Source organism: Roseateles saccharophilus (assembly GCF_031458095.1).
Classification (GTDB): Bacteria; Pseudomonadota; Gammaproteobacteria; order Burkholderiales; family Burkholderiaceae_C; genus Pelomonas; species Pelomonas saccharophila_A.
This window is the reverse complement of sequence record NZ_JAVDXU010000002.1, coordinates 627,688-651,343: the sequence shown is the minus strand read 5'-3', so window position 1 is coordinate 651,343 and position 23,656 is coordinate 627,688. Positions and strand designations below refer to the sequence as shown.

19 protein-coding genes are annotated in these 23,656 nt (G+C 69.6%); 12 read left to right on the top strand and 7 right to left on the bottom strand.

Going from position 1 to position 23,656, the window contains the following annotated elements; translation table 11 throughout:
- The first annotated feature begins 33 nt into the window (after positions 1 to 33).
- The 4 genes from J2X20_RS15625 (at position 34) to J2X20_RS15610 (ending at position 3,570) form a co-directional block, all read left to right on the top strand.
- Positions 34 to 2,130 (top strand): TonB-dependent receptor plug domain-containing protein, encoded by a 2,097-nt coding sequence (locus tag J2X20_RS15625; RefSeq protein WP_310266392.1) that lies wholly within the window; start codon positions 34 to 36, stop codon positions 2,128 to 2,130.
- Between the two features lie 68 nt (positions 2,131 to 2,198).
- Positions 2,199 to 2,612, top strand: coding sequence for a copper chaperone PCu(A)C (locus J2X20_RS15620; protein WP_310266391.1), 414 nt, complete (start codon positions 2,199 to 2,201; stop codon positions 2,610 to 2,612).
- Positions 2,612 to 2,998, top strand: coding sequence for a DUF1801 domain-containing protein (locus tag J2X20_RS15615; protein ID WP_310266388.1), 387 nt, complete (start codon positions 2,612 to 2,614; stop codon positions 2,996 to 2,998). Before J2X20_RS15620 ends, J2X20_RS15615 begins: the two co-directional genes overlap by 1 nt.
- A gap of 71 nt (positions 2,999 to 3,069) precedes the next feature.
- The gene (locus J2X20_RS15610) at positions 3,070 to 3,570 is read left to right on the top strand and encodes an EF-hand domain-containing protein (protein WP_310266386.1); all 501 of its coding nucleotides are present in this window, start codon (positions 3,070 to 3,072) and stop codon (positions 3,568 to 3,570) included.
- Between the two features lie 3 nt (positions 3,571 to 3,573).
- Here the strand turns inward: J2X20_RS15610 and J2X20_RS15605 are convergent, their stop codons facing one another.
- From J2X20_RS15605 to J2X20_RS15575, 7 genes are all read right to left on the bottom strand, one after another.
- Positions 3,574 to 4,470 (bottom strand): alpha/beta fold hydrolase, encoded by an 897-nt coding sequence (locus tag J2X20_RS15605; RefSeq protein ID WP_310266384.1) that lies wholly within the window; start codon positions 4,468 to 4,470, stop codon positions 3,574 to 3,576.
- A gap of 7 nt (positions 4,471 to 4,477) precedes the next feature.
- Positions 4,478 to 5,074, bottom strand: a complete 597-nt coding sequence (locus J2X20_RS15600) for an ATP-dependent Clp protease proteolytic subunit (RefSeq protein ID WP_310266380.1) — start codon at positions 5,072 to 5,074, stop codon at positions 4,478 to 4,480.
- Positions 5,075 to 5,169: 95 nt separating this feature from the next.
- Positions 5,170 to 6,006 (bottom strand): esterase/lipase family protein, encoded by an 837-nt coding sequence (locus J2X20_RS15595; protein ID WP_310266377.1) that lies wholly within the window; start codon positions 6,004 to 6,006, stop codon positions 5,170 to 5,172.
- 130 nt (positions 6,007 to 6,136) lie between these two features.
- Positions 6,137 to 7,756: a wax ester/triacylglycerol synthase family O-acyltransferase gene (locus J2X20_RS15590; RefSeq protein WP_310266375.1), complete on the bottom strand. Its 1,620-nt coding sequence runs from the start codon at positions 7,754 to 7,756 to the stop codon at positions 6,137 to 6,139.
- A gap of 94 nt (positions 7,757 to 7,850) precedes the next feature.
- On the bottom strand, positions 7,851 to 8,180 hold the full coding sequence (locus tag J2X20_RS15585) for a PspC domain-containing protein (protein WP_310266374.1): 330 nt from the start codon (positions 8,178 to 8,180) through the stop codon (positions 7,851 to 7,853).
- Positions 8,181 to 8,284: 104 nt separating this feature from the next.
- Positions 8,285 to 10,081, bottom strand: a complete 1,797-nt coding sequence (locus J2X20_RS15580) for an ABC transporter substrate-binding protein (protein ID WP_310266372.1) — start codon at positions 10,079 to 10,081, stop codon at positions 8,285 to 8,287.
- 8 nt (positions 10,082 to 10,089) lie between these two features.
- A complete protein-coding gene (locus tag J2X20_RS15575) occupies positions 10,090 to 11,886 on the bottom strand; it encodes an ABC transporter substrate-binding protein (RefSeq protein WP_310266370.1) in 1,797 nt (598 codons plus the stop codon).
- Positions 11,887 to 12,028: 142 nt separating this feature from the next.
- Between J2X20_RS15575 and J2X20_RS15570 the strand changes: the two genes are divergently transcribed.
- The 8 genes from J2X20_RS15570 to J2X20_RS15535 all read left to right on the top strand — a co-directional run bounded on the left by J2X20_RS15570 (position 12,029) and on the right by J2X20_RS15535 (position 23,645).
- The gene (locus tag J2X20_RS15570; RefSeq protein WP_310266368.1) at positions 12,029 to 12,967 is read left to right on the top strand and encodes an ABC transporter permease; all 939 of its coding nucleotides are present in this window, start codon (positions 12,029 to 12,031) and stop codon (positions 12,965 to 12,967) included.
- The gene (locus J2X20_RS15565) at positions 12,964 to 14,019 is read left to right on the top strand and encodes an ABC transporter permease (RefSeq protein WP_310266367.1); all 1,056 of its coding nucleotides are present in this window, start codon (positions 12,964 to 12,966) and stop codon (positions 14,017 to 14,019) included. Before J2X20_RS15570 ends, J2X20_RS15565 begins: the two co-directional genes overlap by 4 nt.
- Positions 14,016 to 15,719 (top strand): ABC transporter ATP-binding protein, encoded by a 1,704-nt coding sequence (locus J2X20_RS15560; protein ID WP_310266364.1) that lies wholly within the window; start codon positions 14,016 to 14,018, stop codon positions 15,717 to 15,719. The genes J2X20_RS15565 and J2X20_RS15560 overlap by 4 nt, the downstream gene beginning before the upstream one ends.
- A 123-nt stretch (positions 15,720 to 15,842) precedes the next feature.
- Positions 15,843 to 17,942 (top strand): diguanylate cyclase, encoded by a 2,100-nt coding sequence (locus J2X20_RS15555; protein WP_310266361.1) that lies wholly within the window; start codon positions 15,843 to 15,845, stop codon positions 17,940 to 17,942.
- On the top strand, positions 17,939 to 19,972 hold the full coding sequence (locus J2X20_RS15550; protein WP_310266360.1) for a GGDEF domain-containing protein: 2,034 nt from the start codon (positions 17,939 to 17,941) through the stop codon (positions 19,970 to 19,972). The genes J2X20_RS15555 and J2X20_RS15550 overlap by 4 nt, the downstream gene beginning before the upstream one ends.
- 8 nt (positions 19,973 to 19,980) lie before the next feature.
- Positions 19,981 to 20,973, top strand: coding sequence for a Bug family tripartite tricarboxylate transporter substrate binding protein (locus tag J2X20_RS15545; protein ID WP_310266358.1), 993 nt, complete (start codon positions 19,981 to 19,983; stop codon positions 20,971 to 20,973).
- Between the two features lie 18 nt (positions 20,974 to 20,991).
- Positions 20,992 to 21,978, top strand: coding sequence for a Bug family tripartite tricarboxylate transporter substrate binding protein (locus J2X20_RS15540; protein ID WP_310266356.1), 987 nt, complete (start codon positions 20,992 to 20,994; stop codon positions 21,976 to 21,978).
- On the top strand, positions 21,978 to 23,645 hold the full coding sequence (locus J2X20_RS15535; RefSeq protein WP_310266352.1) for a SulP family inorganic anion transporter: 1,668 nt from the start codon (positions 21,978 to 21,980) through the stop codon (positions 23,643 to 23,645). The genes J2X20_RS15540 and J2X20_RS15535 overlap by 1 nt, the downstream gene beginning before the upstream one ends.
- The last annotated feature ends 11 nt before the right edge of the window (positions 23,646 to 23,656 follow it).

Genomic DNA, 23,656 nt, shown 5'->3' with positions numbered 1-23,656 from the left:
ATGGTCCGCAGTCTCGGCCTCGCGGAGACCTTCATGATGCAGACCCACCGTCGGCGCTGGCCGGTCATCGCGATGCTTGCGGGTGCGAGTGCGGGTGCCGGGGCCGAGCCCATCGACGAAGACCTGGCCCTGGCCTATGGCGACAAGGCCACCATCAGCATCGCTACCGGCAGCGCCCAGCCGCTGCGGCGCGCGCCGGCCGTGGCGACCGTCATCACGTCCCAGGACATCGCGGCCATGGGCGCGACCGATCTCGACGAGGCCCTGGCCAGCGTGCCGGGCCTGCATGTCAGCTACGGCCCCATCATGTACACGCCGCTCTACGGCATCCGCGGCCTGCTGGGCCAGCCGCTCAATATGCAGGTGCTGCTGATGGTCAACGGCCAGCCGATGAAGACCGCGTACACGGGCGACAAGGGCAATACCTGGGCCGGCCTGCCGCTGGAGAACGTCGCGCGCATCGAGGTCATCCGTGGCCCCGGATCGGCCCTCTACGGCGCCGACGCCTTCGCCGGCGTCATCAATATCGTGACCAAGGGCCCGGCCGATCTGCGCGGCACCGAGGCGGGCCTGCGTGGCGGCTCATTTCGCTCCCGCGATGCCTGGCTCCAGCATGGTGGCAAGCTCGGGCCGCTGGCTCTGGCCGCCTATCTGCGTATCGGCGCCACCGACGGCCATGGCGCGACCATCATGGCCGACGGCGCAACACGGCTGGACAACCTGTTCGGTACCCATGCGAGCCGTGCTCCCGGGCCGGCCCATCTCGGCCGCGATGCCCTGGATGCGGGCCTGGACCTCGGCTGGGACAAGTGGCGGCTGCGCGTCAACAAGGTCGTGCGTCGCAACGCTGGCACCGGCGCCGGCGTCAACTCGGCCCTCGATCCCGACAGTGTGCTCGACATGGACCGACTGATGGCCGACCTGGGCTGGACCGACGCGCAGCTCGCGCCCGGCTGGGCGGCCGGCTTCAGCGCAGCGCTGCACACGTATCACGAGCAATCGCCGCGCGGCCTGATCCTGTTTCCGGCTGGCGTGCGCATCGGGCCCAATCTCTTCCCCGACGGCATGATTGGCGGTCCGGCGCGCTGGGAGCGCATGTGGCGCCTCGATGCACACGCGGTCTATGCCGGTTTCCAGGGCCACAGCCTGCGCATCGGGGTCGGCCACGACGACACCGACCTCTACCGCGCCGACACGCACAAGAACTTCATCCTGACGCCGACCGGCGTGCCGGTGCCGACCGGGCCTGTCATCGACTACAACGCCATCCAGCCCCATATCCGGCCGGCGCGGCGCGACAGCAATTACGTCTACGGCCAGGACGAATGGCGCGTTGCGCCCGACTGGACCCTGACCGCCGGCGTGCGCCACGACCGCTACTCCGATTTCGGCGGCACGACCAATCCCCGTCTGGCCCTGGTCTGGGAGGCTGCCTATGACGTGACGGCCAAGCTCATGCACGGGCGGGCCTTCCGCGCGCCGGGCTTCAGCGAGCAACACACCATCAACCCGGTCAGCACCGGCAACCCGGACCTCAGGCCCGAGCGCATCAAGACGACCGAGTTCGCGCTCACCTGGGCGCCGCGGGCGGAGCTGCAGCTCAACCTGAGCCTGTACCGGCTCGATGCGACCGACATCGTGCGCGTGGTGGCGAACCCGGCGCCTGCCACCGGTGCGACCTACCGCAACGTCGGCCGGCTCAAGGGTCGCGGCGGCGAGCTCGAGCTGCGCTGGGATGCGCTGCGGCAGCTGAGCGTGACGGGTCATCTGGCCTTCCAGCGCGCCACTGACCTCGCCACCCAGGCCGACGCCGGCTACGCGCCGCATCAGCACCACTATCTGCGCGTCGACTGGCGCCTGCCGGCCGAATGGCTGGTCAGCGGCCAGGCCAACCACGTCGCCGACCGCAAGCGCGCGGCCGGTGACGCGCGGCCGTCGGTGGCCGATTACACGACCGTCGACCTGACAGTGCGGCGCCTGACCGCCACCCTGGGCTGGGAAGTCGCGGCCTCGCTGCGCAATGCCTTCAACGCCGATGCCCGCGAGCCCACTCTGCCCGGCGGCGTGCTGCCCAATGATCTGCCGCTGGCCGGGCGCTGGTTCTGGCTGCAGGCCCTGCACCGCTTCTAGCCCTTGCGGACATGAGCGGTTCTCGACATGCGCACAATGGCGGCTTTAGCGCCTTTTTGCCCCTCACCATGCGCCGTCTGCTGCTCGCCTCCGCCCTGTTTGCTTCGTTTGCCGCCCAGGCTCAAGTCAAGGTCGACGACCCCTGGGTGCGCGCCACGGTGGCGCCGCAGAAGGCCACCGGCGCCTTCATGCAGCTGACCTCGGCCAAGGCGGCCAAGGTGGTTTCGGCCAGTTCGCCCGTCGCAGCCATGGTCGAGATCCATGAGATGAAGATGGACGACGGCGTCATGAAGATGCGCGCTGTCGATGCGCTGCCCTTGCCGGCCGGCCAGGCCGTGGCGCTCAAGCCCGGCAGCTATCACGTCATGCTGATGGGCCTGAAGGCCCCGATCAAGGCCGGCGAGACCGTGCTGCTGACGCTGACCGTCGAGGGCGAGGACAAGCAGCGCACAACGGTCGAGGTCAAGGCGCAGGCGCGCTGATGTACCGGGTCGAGGCCACCGATCCCGATGGCTATGTCGCTGCGCTGAGCGGCTGGCAGCAGGCTCGGGTGGTGGCCTTGCGCGCGGCCGTGCTGGAGGCCGAACCGGGCCTGGACGAGCGCCTCAAATGGGGCCATCTCGTCTATTTCAGCAACGGGCCCGTGCTGCTGATCCGTGCCGAGCCCACCCGCGTGCTGTTCGGCTTCTGGCGCGGCAAGCGGCTGCTGCACCTCGAGCCGCGCATGCGCGGCGGTGGCAAGTTCGAGCTGCGCACGCTGGAGCTGCGCGAGGACACGCCCCTGGAGCGCGACACGGCGCTGGCCCTGGTGAGGGCGGCCGTCGCGCTGAACGCCGAACTCGGCAATCCGCAGCGGGCCAGCGTGTGAAGCCGGTGTAAAGCTGTTTCAGTCTTGACCGGGAAGGCCGAAAAGCCGGAACCACCTGCTGGGAGTCGCCCATGGTCACCGCCGTCATCAACCAAGCCCCGGCCAGTTCCCTGTCTGCCGCACGCGCCGAGGAGGCCGTCAAGGACGTGGACGCGGGCAACAAGGGCAATCCGGGCACCGAAGACCCGCAGGCCGTCGTCGTCAGGATCTCTACCGAAGGCGCCAGGCGAGCCGAAGTGGCGGCCCAGGCGGCGCCCGGCGCCCGGGATCTGGTCGTTCAGCCGGACGGCGACGGCAGCAGCCCGGTGACGGTGCAGGAATTCAAGGCCGCCGCGCCCGCCAGCGGCCAGGCGCCAGCCGCAGCGGCCAGCACCCCCAGCGCCAGCCAGACCTATGAGCTGGCCGACACCAACCAGGACGGTGAGGTGTCGCCCATGGAAGAGACGGCCTATGAGGCCAAGCTGGCGGCCGAAAAGCAGGCGAAGGCCCAGGCCAATGCCCCGCGCGCTGCCGAGGCCGAAGCAGCGGTCAAGACCTACGCGGCCGTCGAGCAGCTGGGCGCCGCGGGCTGAGGCTCAGGCCCGGGCCGCGACGGCGGCGATGCCGGTCGCCAGCTGAGGCCACAGCGCCTCGGGCAAGTCGTGTCCCCAGCCGGGGATGGTCTGCAGCTGGGCGCCGGGAATGCGCCTGGCGAGGTCGTGGGCCGCGCCGACCGGGATCAGTGCATCACCCTCGCCATGGATGACCAGCGTGGGGGCCGTGATGCGCGGCAGGCGCTCGGCGCGATGCGCATCGGCGGCGATGGCCACCATCTGGCGCGCGACGGCCTGGGGGCGGAAAGAGCGCTTCACGCCGCGCGCCAGTCGCTCGCGCAGGGCCTGCGGCTCGGGCGGGTAGCCGGGGCTGCCGATCAGGGTGTAGAGGCTGGCGTAGTGGTCGAGGAGGTTCTCGAACTTCTGCTCCGGCGTGGCGGCCGAACGCGGGCGGGCCAGCAGCGCACGGCGCACCCTCAGGCTCTCCTTGGGCACGCTGCGGTGGCCGCTGGTGGTCATCATCAGCGTCAGGCTCTTCAGGCGCTGCGCATGCGCAAAGCCCAGGTGTTGGGCCACCATGCCGCCCATGGAGGCGCCGCAGACATGGGCCTTGGCGATGCCCAGGGCGTCCAGCACGCCGACGGTGTCGCGGGCGAGGTCGGCGAGCTGGTAGGGCGCCTTCACCGGCAGGCGCAGCGTGTGCAGCAGGGCCGCCACCGGGATATTGGGCGTGCCGAGCTCGTCGAAGGCCTGGCTCAGGCCGATATCGCGGTTGTCGAAGCGGATGACGCGAAAGCCGCGCGCCACCAGTTCGTCGACAAAGCCCTCGGGCCAGGCGATGAGCTGCATGCCCAGGCCCATGATGAGGACCAGCGGCTCACCCTGCTCGGGGCCGCGGATGTCGACTTCGATCTGGACGCCGTTGGCCGAGACCCGCATCGCTCGATCAGCCGAGTTCGGTCTGGCGCTCGATGACGCGCGAGACCAGGCCGTACTCGATGGCCTCCCCGGTGCTCATCCAGAAGTCGCGCTCGATGTCGATGCGCACGCGCTCCAGCGGCTGGCCGGTCTCCTTGGCGATGACGGCGGCGATGCGTTCGCGGGTGCGGATGATTTCCTTGGCCTGGATGGCGATGTCGCTGGCCTGGCCGCCGGCGCCACCGGCCGGCTGGTGGATCATGAAGCGCGTGTTGGGCAGGGCGAAGCGGCGCTCCTTGGGCACGGACAGGTAGATGTGCGTGGCGGCGCTGGCGACCCAGCCGGTGCCGACGACGTTCACCGGCGCACGCACGAAGCGGATCATGTCGTGGATGGCGTCGCCGCTTTCCACATGGCCGCCGGGCGAGGAGATCAGCAGCGTGATCGGCGCGTCGGACTCCTGGCTCAGGGCCAGCAGGCGGCGGCAGGTGGCCTGGGCCATCTTGTCGTCGATCTCGCCAAAGATCATCACGAAGCGGCCCTTGAAGAGCAGCTGTTCCTCCATCTTCTCGGGGGCGTCTTTCTTGGCGGCCTTGTCGTCGGCGGCGAGGGTGTGGTGATGCATAGAAGTTTCCTTGTTCAGACCGCAACCATACAGGCTTGACCGGCCTTGGCCACCTGGGGGCGTCCGGCGCGAATCCAAGCCCGCCGGCAGACGGCTTATTCGGCGCCCTTGGGCGTGCGATAGAACCAGCGCCGCGCCCCCTTGGGCTCGAAAGGCTTCCACTCGCCGTCCGGCTGCGCCAGGCGGTCGGCCAGCGCGTACAGAGCGATGGGGTTCACGCCCAGGCCGATGTGGCTGGCCTGGACCTCGATGTTCTCGGCCAGCGGCGAGGGGTCGTTGACGCTGCAGCGCCAGGCCACGACGCCGTCGGTTTTGGAGTAGATGGACGTCGTGGGCACCGGCGGCGCCTGGCGGATCTGCTCCATCAGCTCGGGGTCGTTGGAGGCATGGCCGCTGACCATCTCGAAGAAGCGCCAGGCGTTGGTCGCGCGCGGATGGCCGGTGAAGGGCGTGCCCAGGGTGATGACGCAGCGCGCCAGCTCCGGGCATTCCTTGGCCAGCTCGCGGGCATAGATGCCGCCGAGGCTCCAGCCCAAGAGGCTGACCTTGCGGCCATGGCGGCGGTGCAGCTCGATCAGGTCGGCCTTGGTCTTTTCCAGCACGCCGGCACGCGGGCCGAAGTTGAAGCCCTGGCCCCAGCCCTGGGTCGCATAGCCCAGCGAGTCCAGCATCGCGCGCAGCGGTGCCGTGGTGAAGTCATGCGCACCGAGGCCGGGAAACACCAGCACCGGATGGCCGTCGCCGTGCGGCAGCTTCTTCATCCACGGCATGGTGGCCAGCAGGGCCGCGTATTCCCAGGGCGCACGGCCCTCCAGCATCAGCAGCCAGGCATTGGGTGCGCGCAAGTCGGACCAGTCGGGGTGAGGGGTGGTGGAGGTTTGATTCCAGCGCCCGAACAGAGGGGACAGGCGCGGCGAGCGGGAGGCGGGCATGCGGACAAAAGCGGGAGCGGGCAAAGCAGGGCGATGTTAGCCAGCTGTCGCCTGTTTTCGGGGCGTGCTTGCCCGGGGCTGGGTTGTCGCCTTGGTGACGGCGGTCGGCCGGGAGATGCCCCGTATGCGCTCAGGCCGCCGCCGCCGCGCGTCGCCTCGCCGGGGCCTTTTTTGCCACCATCTTCTTCGCCGCGACCTTCTTGGCCGGTGCCTTCTTCGCTGCCGCCTTCTTCACCACCGGCGCCGGCTCGGCTTCCACGACCTCGGCCACCGGCAGGGCCTGGAACTCCATGAAGGCCGCCTCGACATAGGCCGCGAACTCGGCCGTCTCGGGCATGGCTTCGCCGCAGGCCATCAGACCGATGTCCAGCGACTGGTTGTAGGTCTGCACCGTCACGTTCAGGGCCAGGCCGTGCACGGCGATGGAGGTGGGGTAGTTGGTCAGCATCTTCGCGCCGGCCAGGTACAGCGGAAGCTGCGGTCCCGGCACGTTGGAGATGACGACGTTGGCGACGACGGGCAGCTTCTCGGCCACCTTGGCGCGGCCGTACAGCATGGCGCCGGCCTGCATCAGCCAGGGGATGCCCAGGGACGGGAAGTCGGTCGGCATCAGGCTCTTGAGCTGGCTCATCTGCGCTTTCATGGCCTTGCTGGAGGCCATCACATGGGCCAGGCGCTCGCTCGGATCGCCCAGGTGCGTGCCCAGGCTCATGAAGGTCATGGTGGCCTGGTTGTTTGAAGTGGTGTCGCCGGCGGCGCGCGTGGACACGGGCACGGCGGCGATCAGGCTCTTGCGCGGCAGCGGGCCATGCTTGGTCAGGAAGCGTCGCAGCGCGCCGCCGATGACGAAGAGGACGGCATCGTTGACGCTGGCATGGTGGCGCTTGCGGGTGCGGTTGAGCTCGGCCAGCGGCAGGGTCACGCCCGAGAAGGAGCGCGTGTCCGACAGGCTGACGTTGAAGCGGGTGCGCGGTGCCGGGCCGAGACTGGAGACGGCGGTCTTGCCGCGCACGACGGCGGTGGTCTGCGAAGCGACGTCGGACAGCAGGTTGCGCAGCTTGTCGATGGAGGCGCCGGCGGCGGCGCCGCCGGCATAGCCCATGGCCATGCTGCCGAGGATGTTGGCGGCGCTGGGCAGGGAGCGGGCCAGCTTGACGGTCTGCTTCCACTGCTGGGAGACGGCGGCGCGCAGCATGCCGACGGTGCCGAGCTGGCCGCGCTTCTTGCCGCGCGCGGCGATGGCATCGATGGGGCGGGGCTCGGGACTCAGGTCGAGGATGACCTGGGCCAGGGCCACGGCGGCCTGGCCGTCCACGGCGGCGTGGTGGAGCTGGGTGTAGAGAGCGACGCGCTGCTGGCCCTCGGGGCTGGGCTCCAGGCCCGTGAAGACATGGAACTTCCACAGCGGCAGGCTGCGGTCCAGCAACACCGGATGCAGGGCACCGACCTGGGCCTCCAGCTCGGCCATGCCGCTGCCTTCGGGGAGGGGGATCTCGACGATGTGCTCCTCGAGATCGGGCTCGGCGTCCACCCAGCCCGGGTTGGACAGGCCCAGCGGCATGGCGACGAGGCGGCGGCGCAGGGCCGGCAGCAGCGGCATGCGGGCCCGCATGTGCTCGCGCAGGTCCTCGATGTAGTCGCCGTCGTAGCCGGCGGGCAGCTCCAGCAGGTGCAGGGCGCCGACATGCATCGGCATCTGCGGCGTTTCCAGGTAGAGGAAGCTGGCGTCGAGGCCGGCGAGCTGTTTCATCGGGGCGTCTCCTGGGCGGCTGTTTCAGCCCAGCATACCCGTGCCGCCGGCCTGGCGCGTCTCGGGGGCGACCCTTCCCGGGCCGCCCGGCTCGTCACTCTTCAGGAACGAAGATCCACAGCAGGATGTAGAGCAGGATGCCGCTGCCGAAGGCCAGGAAGAGCACCGTGAAGATCAGGCGCCAGACCCAGGAGTCCAGGCCGGTCACGCGGGCGATGCCGCCGCAGACGCCGCCGATCCAGCGGTCCATGCGGGCACGGCGCAGGCTGTTGACGGTGCCGACATTCGGGCCCGCGGTGCTGCCGTGGCTGGGCGCGGCCTGGCCGTTCAGCACGCGGGCCTTGGCCTTGGCGAATTCCTCGTCGCTCAGCACGCCACGTGCATGCAGGTCGGCCAGCTTGTTGAGTTCTTCTGCGTCGTTCATCTGGGACTCCTTTCGGTGTTGATGAAGCGAAGCCTAGCGGTCCTGCGCATGGGAGCCACGGGCTTGCGACAGTCGGTCGAATCGTCGGGATGCACCCGGCGTTTTCAATGGACAGGCTGCTTGGCGGGATCGATGTCGACGAACTGCCAGAAGTCCTGCCAGAACAGCGGGCGGCGAAAGCCGCTCATCCAGGGCTGCTCGATGTCGGTGTAGATGCGGTGGGCATGCACTTTGGCGGGCATATAGGTCACGGCGATGCGCTTGGCCTCCTTGAACAGGGCCTCGCGTTCGGGGCCGTCGGGCATGGCCTGCATGCGGTCGTAGATGGCGTCGAAGCGGGCGTCCTTGAAGCGCGCCAGGTTCTGCGTGCCGGCGGCCGGGCCGTAGAGGCGCTGCATGGCCTCCTGGCCGTCCGAGGAGGCCGCCGTCGAACCCACCGGCCACATCTGGAAGTTGCCGGCCTGGGCGGCCTTGAGGTTCTCAGGCCACTGCTGGATCTTGAGCTTGAGGCGGATGCCGATGGCGGCCAGGGCCTTGTCCCAGAGTTCGTCGATGGCGCGGCTCAGCGAGTTGGGCTCGGTGTTGCGCGTCAGGACCAGGGGGCTGCCATCGGGCAGGTCGCGCCAGCCGTCGCCGTCCTTGTCGACATAGCCATACATGTCGAGCAGGGCCTTGGCGCGGGCCGGGTCGTAGTCGCTCATTTCGCTCTTGAACTCGGGGTCGTAGCCGCTGGTGTTGGGCACGATGGGCGCCTGGGCTGGCATGCCCTGGCCGCGGCGGGCGCTCTTGATCTCCTTGCGCACGTCGTAGGCCAGCGAGATGGCGCGGCGCAGCGCGATCTTGTCGGGCGTCAGGCCGCCGATGACGGGATCCTCGAGGTTGAAGAAGGTCAGCGTCATGTCGGGTGCCAGCGTGAACACCGCCTGCATGCCGCGCTTGGCGAGGTTGGGCGCGATCTTGCCGCCGGGTGCTGCCTGGGTGATGAACTCCTCGGGCACGCGCTCGATGAAGTCGTGCTCGTTGTTCAGGAAGGCCAGCCAGCGCGGCTGGTTCTCGACGATGACGTCGATGACGACGCGGTCCACCATGGGGATGCGCCGGCCCTTGAACTTCGCGAGGATGGCCTGGGCTTCCTTGTCGTCCGCGGCGGGCTGGGCCTCGTAATGGCGCTCGCGGTAGTCGGGGTTGCGCTCGAACACCATCTGCGAGCTGCGCCGCCATTCCTTCAGCATGAAGGGGCCGGTGCCGACGGGGTGCTCCATGATCTGGTCGCCATAGAACTCGACGACCTCGCGCGCCACGGCGCCATAGAGGTCGTTGCCGGCAAAGATGGATTCGACCAGGCGCGGCCGCGGGCCATGGGTCTTGATCTGCAGCGTGTAGCGGTCCAGGGCGCGCAGGCCCTCGATGTCGCTGTCGTAGGAGAAGGGCTTCTTGGTCTTGAGGCTCTTCTCGCGCGCTTCGGTCAGGCCGACGATGGCCTGGTCCTCGTAGGCGACCCAGGCCTGGGCGTTGGTGGCGGGGTCGGCGAAGCGCTTGATGCTGTAGACGAAGTCGGCGGCCGTGACCTCGTGCTTCTTGCCCTTGAAGGCCGGGTCGTCGGCGAAGTAGATGCCGGGCCGGATCTTCATCGTGAAGGTCTTGAAGTCGGCGCTGACCTCGGGCTCGCCGGCGGCGAGCAGCGGCACCAGGCGGGTCGGCCGGGCCAGCGGATCGAAGGCGTAGAGGGTCTCGAAGATGTGGGCGGTGACGGTGCGCGAGTAGATGTCCGACAGCCGCGGCGGGTCGAAGCCCGTCTCGGCGATCTTGAAGGCATAGCGCAGCGTCTTGACGGGCTCGGCCGCATGGGCCGGGGTCACCAGGGACAGGCAGGCGGCGAGCGCGGCGAGCAGGTGTTTCATCGCTGGGTTTACTTGGCTTTCGGCAGCGCGTTCACATCGATGTCGATGTATTTCCAGAAGTCGCGCACGAAGAGGTTGCGGCTGTAGCCCCGGACCCAGGGCTGGGCCATGTCGGTCCAGATGCGGTGGACATGGAATTTATAGGGCGCGTAGGCGACCAGCAGGCGCTGGGCCTCGGTCATCAGGGCCAGGCGCTCGGGGCCGTCGGCCATGGCCTTCTGCTTGTCGTAGAGGGCCTCGAAGGCGGGCAGGTCAAAGCGCGGCTTGTTGGCATTGCCCTTGGACTTGCTGGAGCCCATGGCGAGGAAGGTGTCGCCGTCGGGCGTCGTGCCGACCCAGCCCACGGCCCACATCTGCAGCTTGCCGGCGTTGGCGGCCTTGAGCTGCTCGGGGAACTTGCCGATCTTGAAAGTCATGCGGATTCCCAGGGCCGCCATGTTCTTCTGCCACTGCTCGGCCAGCTGGCGGCGTTCGCCGTCGGCCAGCGTCGAGTACTCGATGAGCAGGGGCTGGCCGTTCGGCTGCTCGCGCCAACCGTCGCCGTCGCGGTCGACATAGCCATAGAGGTCGAGCAAGGCCTTGGCCTTGGGCAGGTTGAACTCGCTCATCTCCGACTTGAAGGCCGGGTCGTAGCCGAACACCGTCGTCGGCACCGGCCCCTGGCTCTTCAAGGCCTGGCCGCGGCGCACTAGGCGGATCTCCTTGTCCAGGTCGACGGCCAGGTTGATGGCGCGGCGCAGCGCAACCTTCTCGGGCGTGTAGCCGCCGACGACCGGGTCCTCCATGTTGAAGTAGCTGATGGAGACGTCGGCGCGCGGGTAGCGCGTCATCGTCAGGCCCTGCTTGGCGAGATTGGGCGCCAGATGGTTGCCGGGCATGGCGACTGACGCAAAGTCGATGGGCACCTCCTCGATGACGTCGGCCTCGCCGCGCAGGAAGGACAGCCAGCGCGGCTGCGACTCCTCGACGATGTCGATGACGACACGGTCCACCATGGGCAGCTTGCGGCCCTGCAGGGCGGCGACCTCGGCCTTGAGCTGGTCGCTTGCGTCGGGCGGTGCGATCTCGGCATAGCGGGCGTCGCGGAAATTGGGGTTCTTCTCGAGCACGACGCGCGAACTGCGCCGCCACTCCACCAGCCGGAAGGCATTGGTGCCGACGGGGTGCTCCATGATCTTGTCGCCATAGAACTCGACGACCTCGCGGGCCACGGCACCGAGGAAGCCGGCGTCGCTGAACTGGTAGACGAAGCGCGGGTCGCCGGCGCCCAGCTTGATCTGCAGCGTGTAGCGGTCCAGCACCTTCAGGCCGTCGACCTCGCGGTCGTAGTCGAAGGGCTTCTTCGCCTTCATCAGCTCGCGGCGCAATTCCGACAGCCCGAGGATCTTGGCGTTCTCCAGCAGATAGAGATTGCCGCTTTTCCAGCGCGGGTCGTAGTGGCGCTTGATGCTGTAGGCGTAGTCGGCCGCCGTCAGCTCGCGCTTGGCGCCCTTGAAAGCCGGGTCGTCCGAGAAATAGATGCCGGGCCTGACCTTCATCGTGATGGTCTTGAAGTCGGCACTGATCTCGGGCATTTCCGACAGCGTGGCCGGGCGCAGCTTGAAGGGGCGGGCGCCGAAGTCGTATTCCAGCGGCGCATCGAGGATGCCGCCGAGGATGTCCTTGGAGTATTTGTCGGTCACCTGGGCCGGGTCGAAACCGGTCTCGGCGACCTTGAAGGCATAGCGCAGCACCTTGTCCTGGGCTTGCGCAGCCAGGAGGGTCGAGGCCAGCACAAGGCCGGTCAGTAGGGCGTGGAGCTTCATCGGGAGGCGCAGCGGACGTCGGGAAAGTCGCGGAGTCTAGTGAAACCGTCAAGCCACGCGGCAAGTCGGCTCGCATAGACTCCGCCCCGTTTTCTGGTGTAACCCCGCGTCCCGGCGGGGTTTGTGGTTTCTAGGAGCCCCGATGGCGGCCTATCTCATCCGACGCCTGTGGCAGATGATCCCGACCCTGCTGGGTGTCGTGCTGCTGGTGTTCTTCCTGTTCAAGTATTTCGGCAGCGACCCGGCCATCATCCTCGGCGGCCTGAACGCCAGCCCGGAGCAGATCGAGTCCATCCGCGAGCAGCTCGGCCTGAACAAGCCGGTCTGGGAGCAGCTGTGGATCTTCATCAAGCAGATCGTCACCTTCGACTGGGGCAAGAGCTGGGCCACCAACGAGTCGGTGGCCAATCTGTTCGCCACCCGCCTGCCGGCCACGCTGACGGTGACGGTGCCCATCCTCATTCTCGAGATACTGCTGGCCATCCCCTTCGCCCTGGCCGTGGCCACCGTGCGCGGCAGCCTGACCGACCGCACCGTGATGGTGTGCACGACGGTGGCTGTGTCCATCTCCCTGCTGGTCTACGTCATCCTGGCGCAATACCTGTTCGCCTTTCGCCTTGGCTGGTTTCCCGTGCAGGGCTGGACGGGCAAGCACTGGACCAATCTGACGACCTATGCGCCGCTGCCGGTGCTGGTGGCCGTGGCGGTGTCGATGGCGCCCCAGATCCGCCTGTACCGCAGCTTCTTCCTCGACGAGATCGGCCACGACTATGTGCGCACCGCCCGCGCCAAGGGCATGACCGAGGGCACGGTGCTGCTCAAGCATGTGCTGCGCAACGCCATGATCCCCATCCTGACCAATGTCTCGGTGCTGCTGCCCGGCGTGCTGGTGGGCAGCTTCCTGATCGAGGTCTTCTTTTCGATCCCTGGCCTTGGCCGTGAACTGCTGCTGGCCGTCAACCGCGGCGACTATCCCGTCATCCAGGCCTTCGCCATCTATCTGGCCGCGCTGACCATGACCGTCAACCTCGTCGTCGACCTGCTCTACAAGGTCGTCGATCCGCGCGTGGTCTTCAAATGAGCACGATCTCGAACTCCTCCGGCCCGGTCCGGGCCGCAAAACCTTCGAGCGGCGGCGTCTGGGCCGCCGCGTGGCGCCGCCTCAAGACCGATCGCGTCGGCGTCGTGTCGATGTGGATCGTCGGCGCCTTCCTCGTCCTGGTGCTGCTGGCGGCCACCAAGCTCGTCGCCGCGGGCTGGCAGCAGGAGGTCGGCGTGCCCAATGCGCCGCCGACCCTGCTCGGCCCGCAGCCCCAGGAAGACACCGGCACCATCGCCGTGCCCAAGGGGCCCAATGTCGATCTGTCCGACATCGACCCGCTGGCGCCGCGCTATGCCGAATGGGCGGAGCGTGCCAAGGCCTTCAAGACCGAGGAAGCTGTCAAGGCCGAGACCCTGCCCCTGGGCGGCGACCGCCTGGGCCGCGACGTGCTGGCCAAGGTCGTCAAGGGCGCCGAGGTCTCCATCGTCGTGGGGCTGGCCGCGGCTGTCGTGGCGACGCTGATCGGCACCGTGCTGGGCGCCTTCTCGGGCTTTTTCGGCGGCAAGGTCGGCGACCTGCTGGAGTGGGTCTACAACGTCTTCACCGCCATTCCCAGCATCCTGCTGATCTTTGCCTTCGCCGCCATCTTCCCGCGCGGCGTGGGCGCCGTCGTGGCCATCCTGGCGCTGACGGGCTGGACGGGCATCTACCGGCTGATCCGGGCCGAGTTCATCAAGCACCGGGTGCGCGAGTACGTGCGCTCGGCCGAGGCCATCGGCGCCTCGCAGTGGTCGCGCATGTTCAAGCACATCCTGCCCAACGTCTCGCACGTCGCGCTGGTGCAGCTGTCCCTGCATGTGGTGAGCTTCATCAAGAGCGAGGTCATCCTCAGCTATCTCGGCCTGGGCGTCGGCGTGGACCAGGTCAGCTGGGGCACCATGCTGGCCGAAGCGCAGAACGAATTGATCCTTGGTTATTGGTGGCAGCTGGCCGCCGTGACCGCCTTCATGGCCGTCTTCGTCACCGCCTTTGCCCTCTTCACCGATGCGCTGCGCGATGCGCTCGACCCCAAGCTGCGAGGCCTCGAATGAGCATGCTTCTGAGCATCCAGGACCTCCAGGTCGCCTTCCGCATGGGCAAGGTCGACGGCGTCATGCAGCGCCAGCTCGCCGTCAAGGGCGTCAGCTTCGACGTGCCCGAGAACAGCACGGTCGCCCTGGTCGGCGAGTCAGGCTCGGGCAAGAGCGTGACGGCCATGTCCATCCTCAACCTGCTGCCCAGCAACGCCGAGCGCGAAGGCCGCATCCTCTTCCAGGGCCGCGACCTGCTGCAGACCGGCCTGCGTGAACTTCAGGCCATCCGCGGCCGCGACATCGCCTGCGTCTTCCAGGATCCGATGAGCTCGCTGAACCCGGTCTTCGACGTGGCCACGCAGATCTGCGAGCCGCTGATGAAGCATATGGGGATGAGCCGACGCCAGGCCCTGGTGCGCGCCGAGGAACTGCTGGGCGAGGTCGGCATCCCCGAGCCCAAGCGGCGCCTGTCGGCCTATCCGCACGAGATGTCGGGCGGCCAGCAGCAGCGCGTCATGATCGCCGTGGCCCTGGCCTGCAGCCCGAAGCTGCTGATCGCCGACGAGCCCACCACGGCCCTGGACGTGACCATCCAGCGCCAGGTCATGGAGCTGATGGCGCGGCTCAAGGAGTCGCACAAGATGAGCCTGCTCTTCATCTCCCACGACCTCGGCGTCGTCGGCGAGATCTCCGACCAGGTCGTCGTCATGCGCCATGGCCAGGTGCGCGAGAAGGCGCCGGTGGCGCAGATCTTCAACGACCCGCAGGACGCCTACACCAAGGCCCTGCTGGCCTGCCGGCCGTCCCTCACCGAGAACCCGGCGCGGCTGATGGTCATCGACGACCACATCGCCGGCCGCGCCGCCTCGACCGACGTCAAGGCCAAGGATGCCAACGCCCCCGTCGTGATGGAAGCCACCGGCCTGCGCAAGAGCTTCTGGCTGAAGGACGGCCTGTTCGGCAAGCGCGAGTTCGAGGCCGTCAAGGGCGTCAGCTTCAAGCTGCGCAAGGGCCACACCCTGGGCGTCGTCGGCGAATCCGGCTCGGGCAAGACGACCATGGGCCTCGCGCTGCTGCGCCTGCACGAGCAGACATCGGGAACGATGGGCGGCCAGGTGCTGTTCGAGGGCCAGGACCTGCTGAAGATGAGCGCAAGCGCCTGGCAGCAGATGCGCCGCCGCATCCAGGTGGTGTTCCAGAACCCCTATGCCTCGCTGAACCCGCGCTTCACGATTGGCCAGACCCTGCGCGAGCCGATGGAGATCCACGCCATCGGTGCCAACACCGCCGAGCGCGAGGCCCGCGCCGTGGCCCTGCTGCAGAAGGTGGGCCTGGATGAGAGTGCCATGGCCAAGTACCCGCACGAGTTCTCGGGCGGCCAGCGACAGCGCATCGCCATCGCGCGCTGCCTGACGCTGCAGCCCGAGGTGCTGGTACTGGACGAGGCGGTGTCGGCCCTGGACGTGTCGGTGCAGGCCCAGGTGCTGAATCTGCTGAAGGACCTGCAGGACGAATTCGGCCTCAGCTACATCTTCATCAGCCACGACCTGGCGGTCGTGAAGTTCATCTCCGACGAGGTGCTGGTCATGCAGAACGGCGACGTTGTCGAACAGGCTGCCACGCCCGAGCTCATCCGGGCGCCGCGTGAGGAATACACGCGCCGCCTGCTCGGCGCCGTGCCGCGCGGCTACCAGGGCGACGCCGCCCGGCCGGCCTAGCCGGGGCGATTCTTACGGTTGCGTGCAATTTCAACGGTCTCGGCCATGGTTACCGCGACAGCCCTGCCGAACCGCGCTGAAATCTGCGGGGCGCCCCGGCATGCCCGGCCGCCTACCGTTCCGATGCATCGACCCCTGGCTTCTCGATCGACGCTGTGCGCGGCCCTGGCCGCGCTGGCGCTGCTGTGCGCCTGCTCTCCCGGCGATGGCCCGGGGGCGCTCAACGCAGCCCCCTCGGCCGTGCAGGACGAGAACCTGGCCCGCGACCTGGAACGCATCGAGCGTGCCTCGCGCGCCAGGCCAGTGGCCCTGGAGCAGGAGCTGCGCGCGCGCGGCGAGAAGCTGGCGCCCGGCAGCGCCGCCGAACTTGAGGTGCTGGCCCTGCGCGGCCTGCTCGCGGCCTATGCGCGCGACCGCGCCCTGACCGATCAGATCACCCAGCGCCTGCGCGACTGGCCGGCCGGCGAGCTGCGCGCCGCGGCCGCCGTGGCCGCGGCCAGCGTCAGCGCCGAATACCTGCGCTCCCATGGCGACCTGCGCGAGGCGCGCAAGCTGCTGCTGGCCGTCGACAGCGCCCAGCTCAACGCCGCCGCGCCGGTGTTCCGCTGGCGCTATCACCACCAGCTCACCGCCATCGCCGGCGACTCCGGGGAGCTCGACCTGTCGCTGAACCAGGGCCATGCGGCCCAGCGCCTGGCCGAGCAGATGGGCCAGCCCTGGCGCGTTGCCCTGACGCTGGTGGACCTGGCCTTCACGTCCAGCCGCGCCGACACGCCGGCCCGCGCCCGCCAGCTCATCGGCCAGGCCCTGACCGAGGCCCAGAAGGACCCGGACCCGATGACGCTGAACCAGGTCTACACGATGCGCGGCATCGTCTATGCCGACGACAGCGATTCCAGCATCACGCTGCAGGCCAACTCCGATGCCCTGGAGCAAGCCACCCGCGCCGGCGCCGACTCGGTGCGCGCCCTGGGCCTGGCCAACTTCGCCGACTACCACCTGCGCCAGGGCCACCCGGCGCGCGCGCTGGAGCTCGCCGAGCAGGCCCTGCCGCTGGCCCGCTCGACCCGCAACATCAGCGCCGAGAGCGTGGCGCGCTCCAACATCGGCCTGGCCAAGATCGCCATGGGCCGCGTCGCCGAGGGCCGCGACGATGTGCGCGCCGGCATCACGCTGGACGAGCAGCAGGGCGCCCTGGCCTATGCCTCGGCCGGCTGGCAGGAACTGGCGGGTTATCTGGAGAAGGCCGGTGACCTGGCCGGCGCCATCGCCGCCTACCGCGAGCACCGCCGCATGGACGAGCGCGTGCTGCGCGACGAGACCCGCAAGCTGCTGCTGGAGGCCCAGGAGCGCCAGGACGCCGAGCAGCGCGCCCGCGACATCGAGCTGCTGAACCGCGACAACGCGCTGAAGGCCGAACAGGTCCACCAGCGCAACCTCGCGCTGACGCTGTGGTCGGCCATGGGCGGCTGCGTCCTCGTCTCCCTGGGCCTGCTGTACCAGGCCTTCCGCCGCGTGCGCCGCACCAACGAGCAGCTCGCCCACAGCAATGCCTCGCTGAAGCGCCAGAGCGAGACCGACCCGCTGACCGGCCTGGCCAACCGCCGCCATTTCCAGGCCGCCATCAAGAGCCTGGCCAGCGGCGGCGGCCTGGCCGCCAGCGTCTTCCTCATCGACATCGACCACTTCAAGCGCATCAACGACAGCTTCGGCCACGCGGCCGGCGATGCCGTCCTCATCGAGATCGCCGGCCGGCTGCGCCAGGCCGTACGCGACGACGACCTCATCGTGCGCTGGGGCGGGGAGGAATTCCTCATCGTCGCGCGCAGCCACGAGGGCGTGTTCGCACCCCAGCTGGCCCAGCGCCTGCTCGACCTCGTCGGTGGCAAGCCCGTTTTCTACGAGGGCCGCGAGGTGCCCGTCACGGCCTCCATCGGCTTCGTCAGCCTGCCCGTGCCCCCGCATGGGCTGCGCCTGTCCTGGGAGCGCGCCATCGACCTCGTCGACACCGTCATGTACCTGGCCAAGTCCCATGGCCGCAACAAGGCCTATGGCGTCGAGCGCATCCATGCCGAGGACGCGCTGGCCGCGGCCCAGCTGACGGCCCGCCTGGAGGCAGCCTGGGCCGAAGGCCAGGTCGGCCTGCAGGCCCTGAACGGCCCGGTCCGCGCCAGCGACAGCAGTTTCCACCCCGAAGCCGCCAGCCGGCCGGCCAGCGCATGAAGCGGGCCGTCCTGCTGCTGGCCCTGGCCTGCGTCGGCGCGGCGGCCGCACCGGTCACGGCCCCCGATCCGGTGGCCGAAGACACCCTGCTGGCCAACATCACCCGCCGTGCCTTTGACGCCCCGGAGGCCATGCTGGCCGAGCTGCAGCAGCGCTGGCCCACGCATGCCGAACCCGGCCAGCCCCGTGAAGCAGCCTGGCTGATGGCGCGTGGCCGCGTGCTGCTGGCGGCCGCCCGTGCCGAAGCGGCCGACGCCGTCGCCGCGCAGCTGATGGCTCGCGAGGATGGCGTCGACCGCAGCTGGCTGCTGCGCGCCCTGGCCCAGGAGAGGACAGGCAGGTCCGCCACGGCCCTGGCCACGCGGGCCATGGCGGGCCTGGACAAGCGCTGCCCGGCCGGGGACGAGGTGCGCGCCGTGCGCGAGCTGGGCTGCGACTTCCGCAGCGCCTGGGAGGCCCTGCGCATCCTGCAGCGCGAGCAGTTCGCGCAGGGCGCCTTTGCCGCTTCCGAGGCCAGCATCCGCCGAGCCCAGGCCCTGGCGACGGCTGGCGAGGACAGGCATCTGGCCGCCCTGACCCACGGCATGCTGGCCATCACGCTGCAGGCGATGGACAAGCTGGACGCCGCGCGGGTCGAACTGCGCGCCGGTGCGGCCGAAGCCGCTGGCGACCTGGTGGCCGGCGCCCGGGTGCGCAATTACGAAGCCGTGGTCGAGCGCCGGGCGCGGGACGTGGCGGCCTCGCGCAGTGCCGTCGAGGCCGCGCTGTTGCTGGCCGAGCAGGCCGATGCGCCGCATCTGGCCGCACAGCTGCGCTCCAACCTCGTCGATTCCTATATGCACATGGGCATGGTGAAAGAGGCGCTGCAGGCCGGCCAGCGGGCCATGCCGGTGCTGCAACGCTTCGGCGATCGCTACTACGAACGCAACCTGCACCACAACCTGGCCGTGGCCCACATCAAGCTGCGCCAGTTCGACCAGGCCCGCGCGGAGCTGGCCAAGGTCGGCGAGTTCGGCACCGATCCGGCCGACCTCGTACCGCGTGCCCGCGAGCTGCGCGAGCTGGCCGAGACCTGGACCGAGGCCGGCCAGTACAAGGAGGCCCTGACGGCCCTGCACGCCGAGCGCGACCTCAACAGCCGCGCCAACGAGCGCAACCGCGCCGCCGCCCTCGAAGAGCTGGGCCGCAAATACGACAGCGCCGCCAAGCAGCGCGACCTGGACCTGCTGGCCCGCGACGGCCAGCTCAAGGACCAGCAGATCGCCAACCAGCAGCTGGCCCAGCAGGTCGGCTTCGCCGTCGGCGCCCTGCTGCTGCTGTCGGTCGCCCTCATTGGCGTGACCCTGGTGCGCATGCGCCGCGCCCAGGCGCGCCTGACGGCCAACCAGAGCCTGTTGCGGGCCCAGAGCGAGCGCGACCCGCTGACCGATCTGTCCAACCGTCGCCACTTCCTGGCCGTCATGGACCAGGGCGCCCGCGAGGCCCAGGGCGAAGGCTTTGTCGGCGCGCTGATGATGATCGACATCGATCACTTCAAGAACGTCAACGACTGGCATGGCCATGCCGCCGGCGACGCCGTCATCGTCGAGGTGGCGCGGCGCATCAAGGCCGCCGTGCGCGACACCGATCTCGTCGTGCGCTGGGGCGGCGAGGAATTCCTCGTCTTCGCGCCCGAACTGCCCGCCGACGACCTGGCGCTGATGGCCGAGCGCATCCTGCGCAGCATCGGCGGCCAGCCCATCGAGACGCCCGAGGGCCCGCTGCGCGTCACCGCCTCCATGGGCTTCGCCAGTTTCCCTCTCGGCGGCGCGGCCGGCGCGGGCCTGCGGCTGCACTGGGAGCAGGCCGTCAACTGGGCCGATATGGTGCTCTACAAGGCCAAGGCCGAAGGCCGCAACCGCGGCGTCGGCATCAGCGCCGTCGAGGCGCCCGACGGCCATGCGCTCGCTGCCGTACTGCAGGATTTCGACGCGGCCTGCATGAACGGGCAGGTCAGGCTCAGGCAGTTGCCAGGACCCGCACAGCCATGAGCGCGCCGATGCAACGCCGCAGCCTGCTGGCCTGGCTGGCTGCCGCCGCGGCCCCTGTGGTGCACGGCCAGCCCAACGCCCCCTGGCCGACGCGGCCGCTGCGCATCGTCGTGCCTTATGCGGCCGGCGGCTCGGCCGACGTCGCCGCCCGGCTGCTGGCGCCCGAGCTGCAGAAGAGCCTGGGCCAGCCGGTCGGCGTCGACAACAAGCCCGGCGCCGACGGCAATATCGGCACGGCCGAGGTCGCTGCCGCCGGCGACGGCCACACCCTGCTGATGGGCAGCGTCGGCACCCATGTCATCAACCCGCTGCTGTGGCGCCGCCTGCCCTATGACGCGGTGAAGGACTTCGCCCCGGTCAGTCTCGTCGCGACGGTGCCGCTGGTGCTGGTCATGAATCCCGGCGTCGCCCAGACCCTGGGCGTGCGCAACGTCAACGACCTCGTGCATGTCGCCACGGCCCAGCCCGGCCGCCTGCACATCGCCTCGGGCGGCAACGGCAATCCGACGCATCTGTCCGGCGAGCTCTTCAAGCGCCTGACGCACACCTATATGCTGCACTTTCCCTACCGCAGCGCGGCATCGGCCCAGCAGGACGTCATCGCCGGCAATATGGACCTGATGTTCGACGCGCTGCCGACGGCCCTGCCGCAGATCAAGGCCGGCAAGCTGCTGGCCCTGGCCGTGTCCAGCGCCCGGCGCAGCCCCAGCCTGCCCGAGCTGCCGACCGTCGAGGAGGCCGGCGGCCCGGCGCTGAAGGGCTTTGAAGCCAGCGCCTGGATCGGCCTGTTCGCGCCCGGCAGCCAGCCGGCCGAGCAGCTCGCGCGCCTGCAGCGTGACAGCGTCGCCGCCCTCGCCGGGGCCGCGCTGCGCGAGCGTCTGAGCAACCGTGGCATGCTGGTGCACGGCAGCGGCGGCCCCGAGTTCGCCGCGCTGATCGCCGCCGAGACGGCCAAATGGGCGCGAGTGATGCAGATGTCCGGTGTCAAAGTAGACCGCTGACTTCAACGAGGAGACGTCATGAGTCTGAATCGCCGCCAGGTCACTGCCCTGGCAGGCAGCCTCGCGCTGCCTGCCTTCGCCCAAGCGCCGTGGCCGAGCAAGCCCATCCGCCTCGTCGTGCCCTTCACGCCCGGCGGCACGACCGACCTGCTGGCGCGCGCGATGGCGCCCGAGCTGCAGCAGCGCCTGGGCCAGGCCGTCGTCGTCGACAACAAGCCCGGCGCCGGCGGCAACATCGGCTCGGCCGAGGTCGCCAAGGCCACGGACGGCCACACGCTGCTGATGGGCACGGTCGGCACCCATGCCATCAATGCGGCCCTGTACCCCAAGCTGCCCTACGACCCGGTCAGGGACTTCGCGCCCATCACCCTGGTCGCGGCCGTGCCCAATGTGCTGGTGCTCAACCCGGCGAATGCCGAGCGCTATGGCATCAAGACGGTGGCCGATCTGATCCGGGTCGCGCGTGCCAACCCGGGCAAGCTCAACATGGCCTCCAGCGGCAATGGCACGTCCATCCACCTGGCCGGCGAACTCTTCAAGAGCATGACGGGCAGCTTCATGCTGCACTTCCCCTACCGCGGCTCGGGCCCGGCCCTGCTGGACCTGATCGCCGGCAATATGGACCTGATGTTCGACAACCTGCCCTCGGCCCTGCCGCAGATCAAGGCCGGCAAGCTGCTGGCCCTCGCCGTCACCAGCGCCCAGCGCAGCCCGGCCGTGCCCGACCTGCCCACGGTGGCCGAGGCCGGCGGCGCGGCGCTGAAGGGCTATGAGGCCAGCTCCTGGTTCGGGCTGCTGGCGCCCGCGCATCAGCCGGCCGAGCAGGTGGCGCGTCTGCAGCGCGAGGCCGCGGCCGCGCTGAACACGCCGGCCATCCGGGAGCGCATGGCGGGGCAGGGCGCGGCGGCCGGTGGCGGTTCGTCGGCCGAGTTCGCGGCGCTGATCACGGCCGAGACCGCCAAGTGGGCCAAGGTCGTGAAGGCGTCGGGCGCGAAGGTGGATTGATGCCGTTGTCGAGGACCTGGCGCGCCGACCTGATGGCCGGCGCCGTCGTCGCCGTGCTGCTGATCCCGCAGAGCCTGGCCTACGCCATGCTGGCCGGCCTGCCGCCGCAGGTGGGCCTGTATGCCAGCCTGCTGCCGCTGCTGGCCTATGCGGCCCTGGGCTCCAGCCCGGTGCTGGGCCTGGGGCCGGTGGCGGTGCTGGCGCTGATGATCGCCCAGGCCCTGGGCGCGCTGCCGGCCGGCGTCACCGCCACCGAGGGGGCCCTGGTGCTGGCGGCCGAGGTCGGGCTGGTGCTGGGCGTGGCGGCGCTGCTGAGGCTGGATGCCCTGTCCAGCCTGCTGTCGGTGCCGGCGCTGCGCGGTTTCGAGACCGGCGCGACGCTGATGATCGCGGCCGGCCAGTTGCCGGTGCTGCTGGGCAGCGCGGCGGCGGGTTTTACTTTGCCTGAGCTGGTCGCTGCGGCGCCGCAGGGCGGTTTGGGCCTGGCCAGCGCCGTCTGGGGCGGCGCGGGCATCGCCCTGCTGCTGCTGTCGCGGCGAGCCCGTTCGCGCATGCTGGCGCGCCTGGCGCCGCTGCTGCTGTTGATGGGGGCGATGCTGCTGTCGGCCTTCACGCCCGCGGCCGTCGGCGTGGCTCAGGTCGGCGCGCTGCCCTCGCTGACGCTGCCGCTGGGTCTGCCGCGGCTGGAGGCGGCGCTGTGGCTGCAGCTGCTGCCGTCAGCTGCCCTGGTGGGGCTGATGGGTTTTGTGTCCAGCCTGGCAGTGTCCGAATCGCTGGCCCAGCGACGCGGTGAGAAGCTGCTGCCGGCGGCCGAGATGCGCGGCCTGGCAGCGGCCAATCTGGTGGCCTCGATCAGCGGCGGCATGCCGGTGGCCGGCAGCTTCTCGCGCAGCATCCTGCTGCATGAGGCCGGCTCGGCCAGCCGCTGGAGCCTGGTGTTCGTCGCGGCCTTCATGTTCATCGCCATGCTGGCCCTGGCCGGCCCGCTGGCCCATCTGCCCAAGCCGGTGCTGGCGGCGACCATTGTCGTGGCCGTGCTCTCGGGCTTCTCGCTGCAGCCGTATCGCGAGGCCTGGCGCTATGCACGCGCCGAAGGGCTGCTGATGGTGGCGGTGACGGGGGCCGTGCTGTGCTGGAGCATCGCGGCGGCGCTGGCCATCGGTGTCGTCGGCTCCATCGCGCTGCTGATCCAGCGCACCGCCCAGCCCCATGTGGCCCGCATCGGCCGCGTGCCGGGCACGCAGCATTACCGCAACGTGGAGCGCTACGCGGTGGAATGCCAGCCCGAGGTCGTCGGCCTGCGCGTCGACGAGAGCCTGGTGTTCACCAATGCCCGCGGCCTGGTCGATGCGGTTTTGGCCCATGTGCGCGAGCATCGCGGCAAGGTCGGCGTACCCGCGCGGGTGCTGATGCTGATGGCGCCGGTCAACCATATCGACGTGTCCGGGCTGACGGCCCTGCAGGAGCTGCATGCGGCCCTGCAGGCCGAAGGCCTGAGGCTGGAGTTCTCCGAGGTCAAGGGCCCGGTGCTGGACAGGCTCAAGGCCGTGGGCTGGCTGGAGCGCTACGACGTGTCTCTCTACCTCAGCCACCACGACGGCATCCGGGCCGGCGAACATGCCCTGAGGCCGAGTCTGGCTGACATGGACGCCCCCGGGCAGCTGTAGCCGTGTTCTGC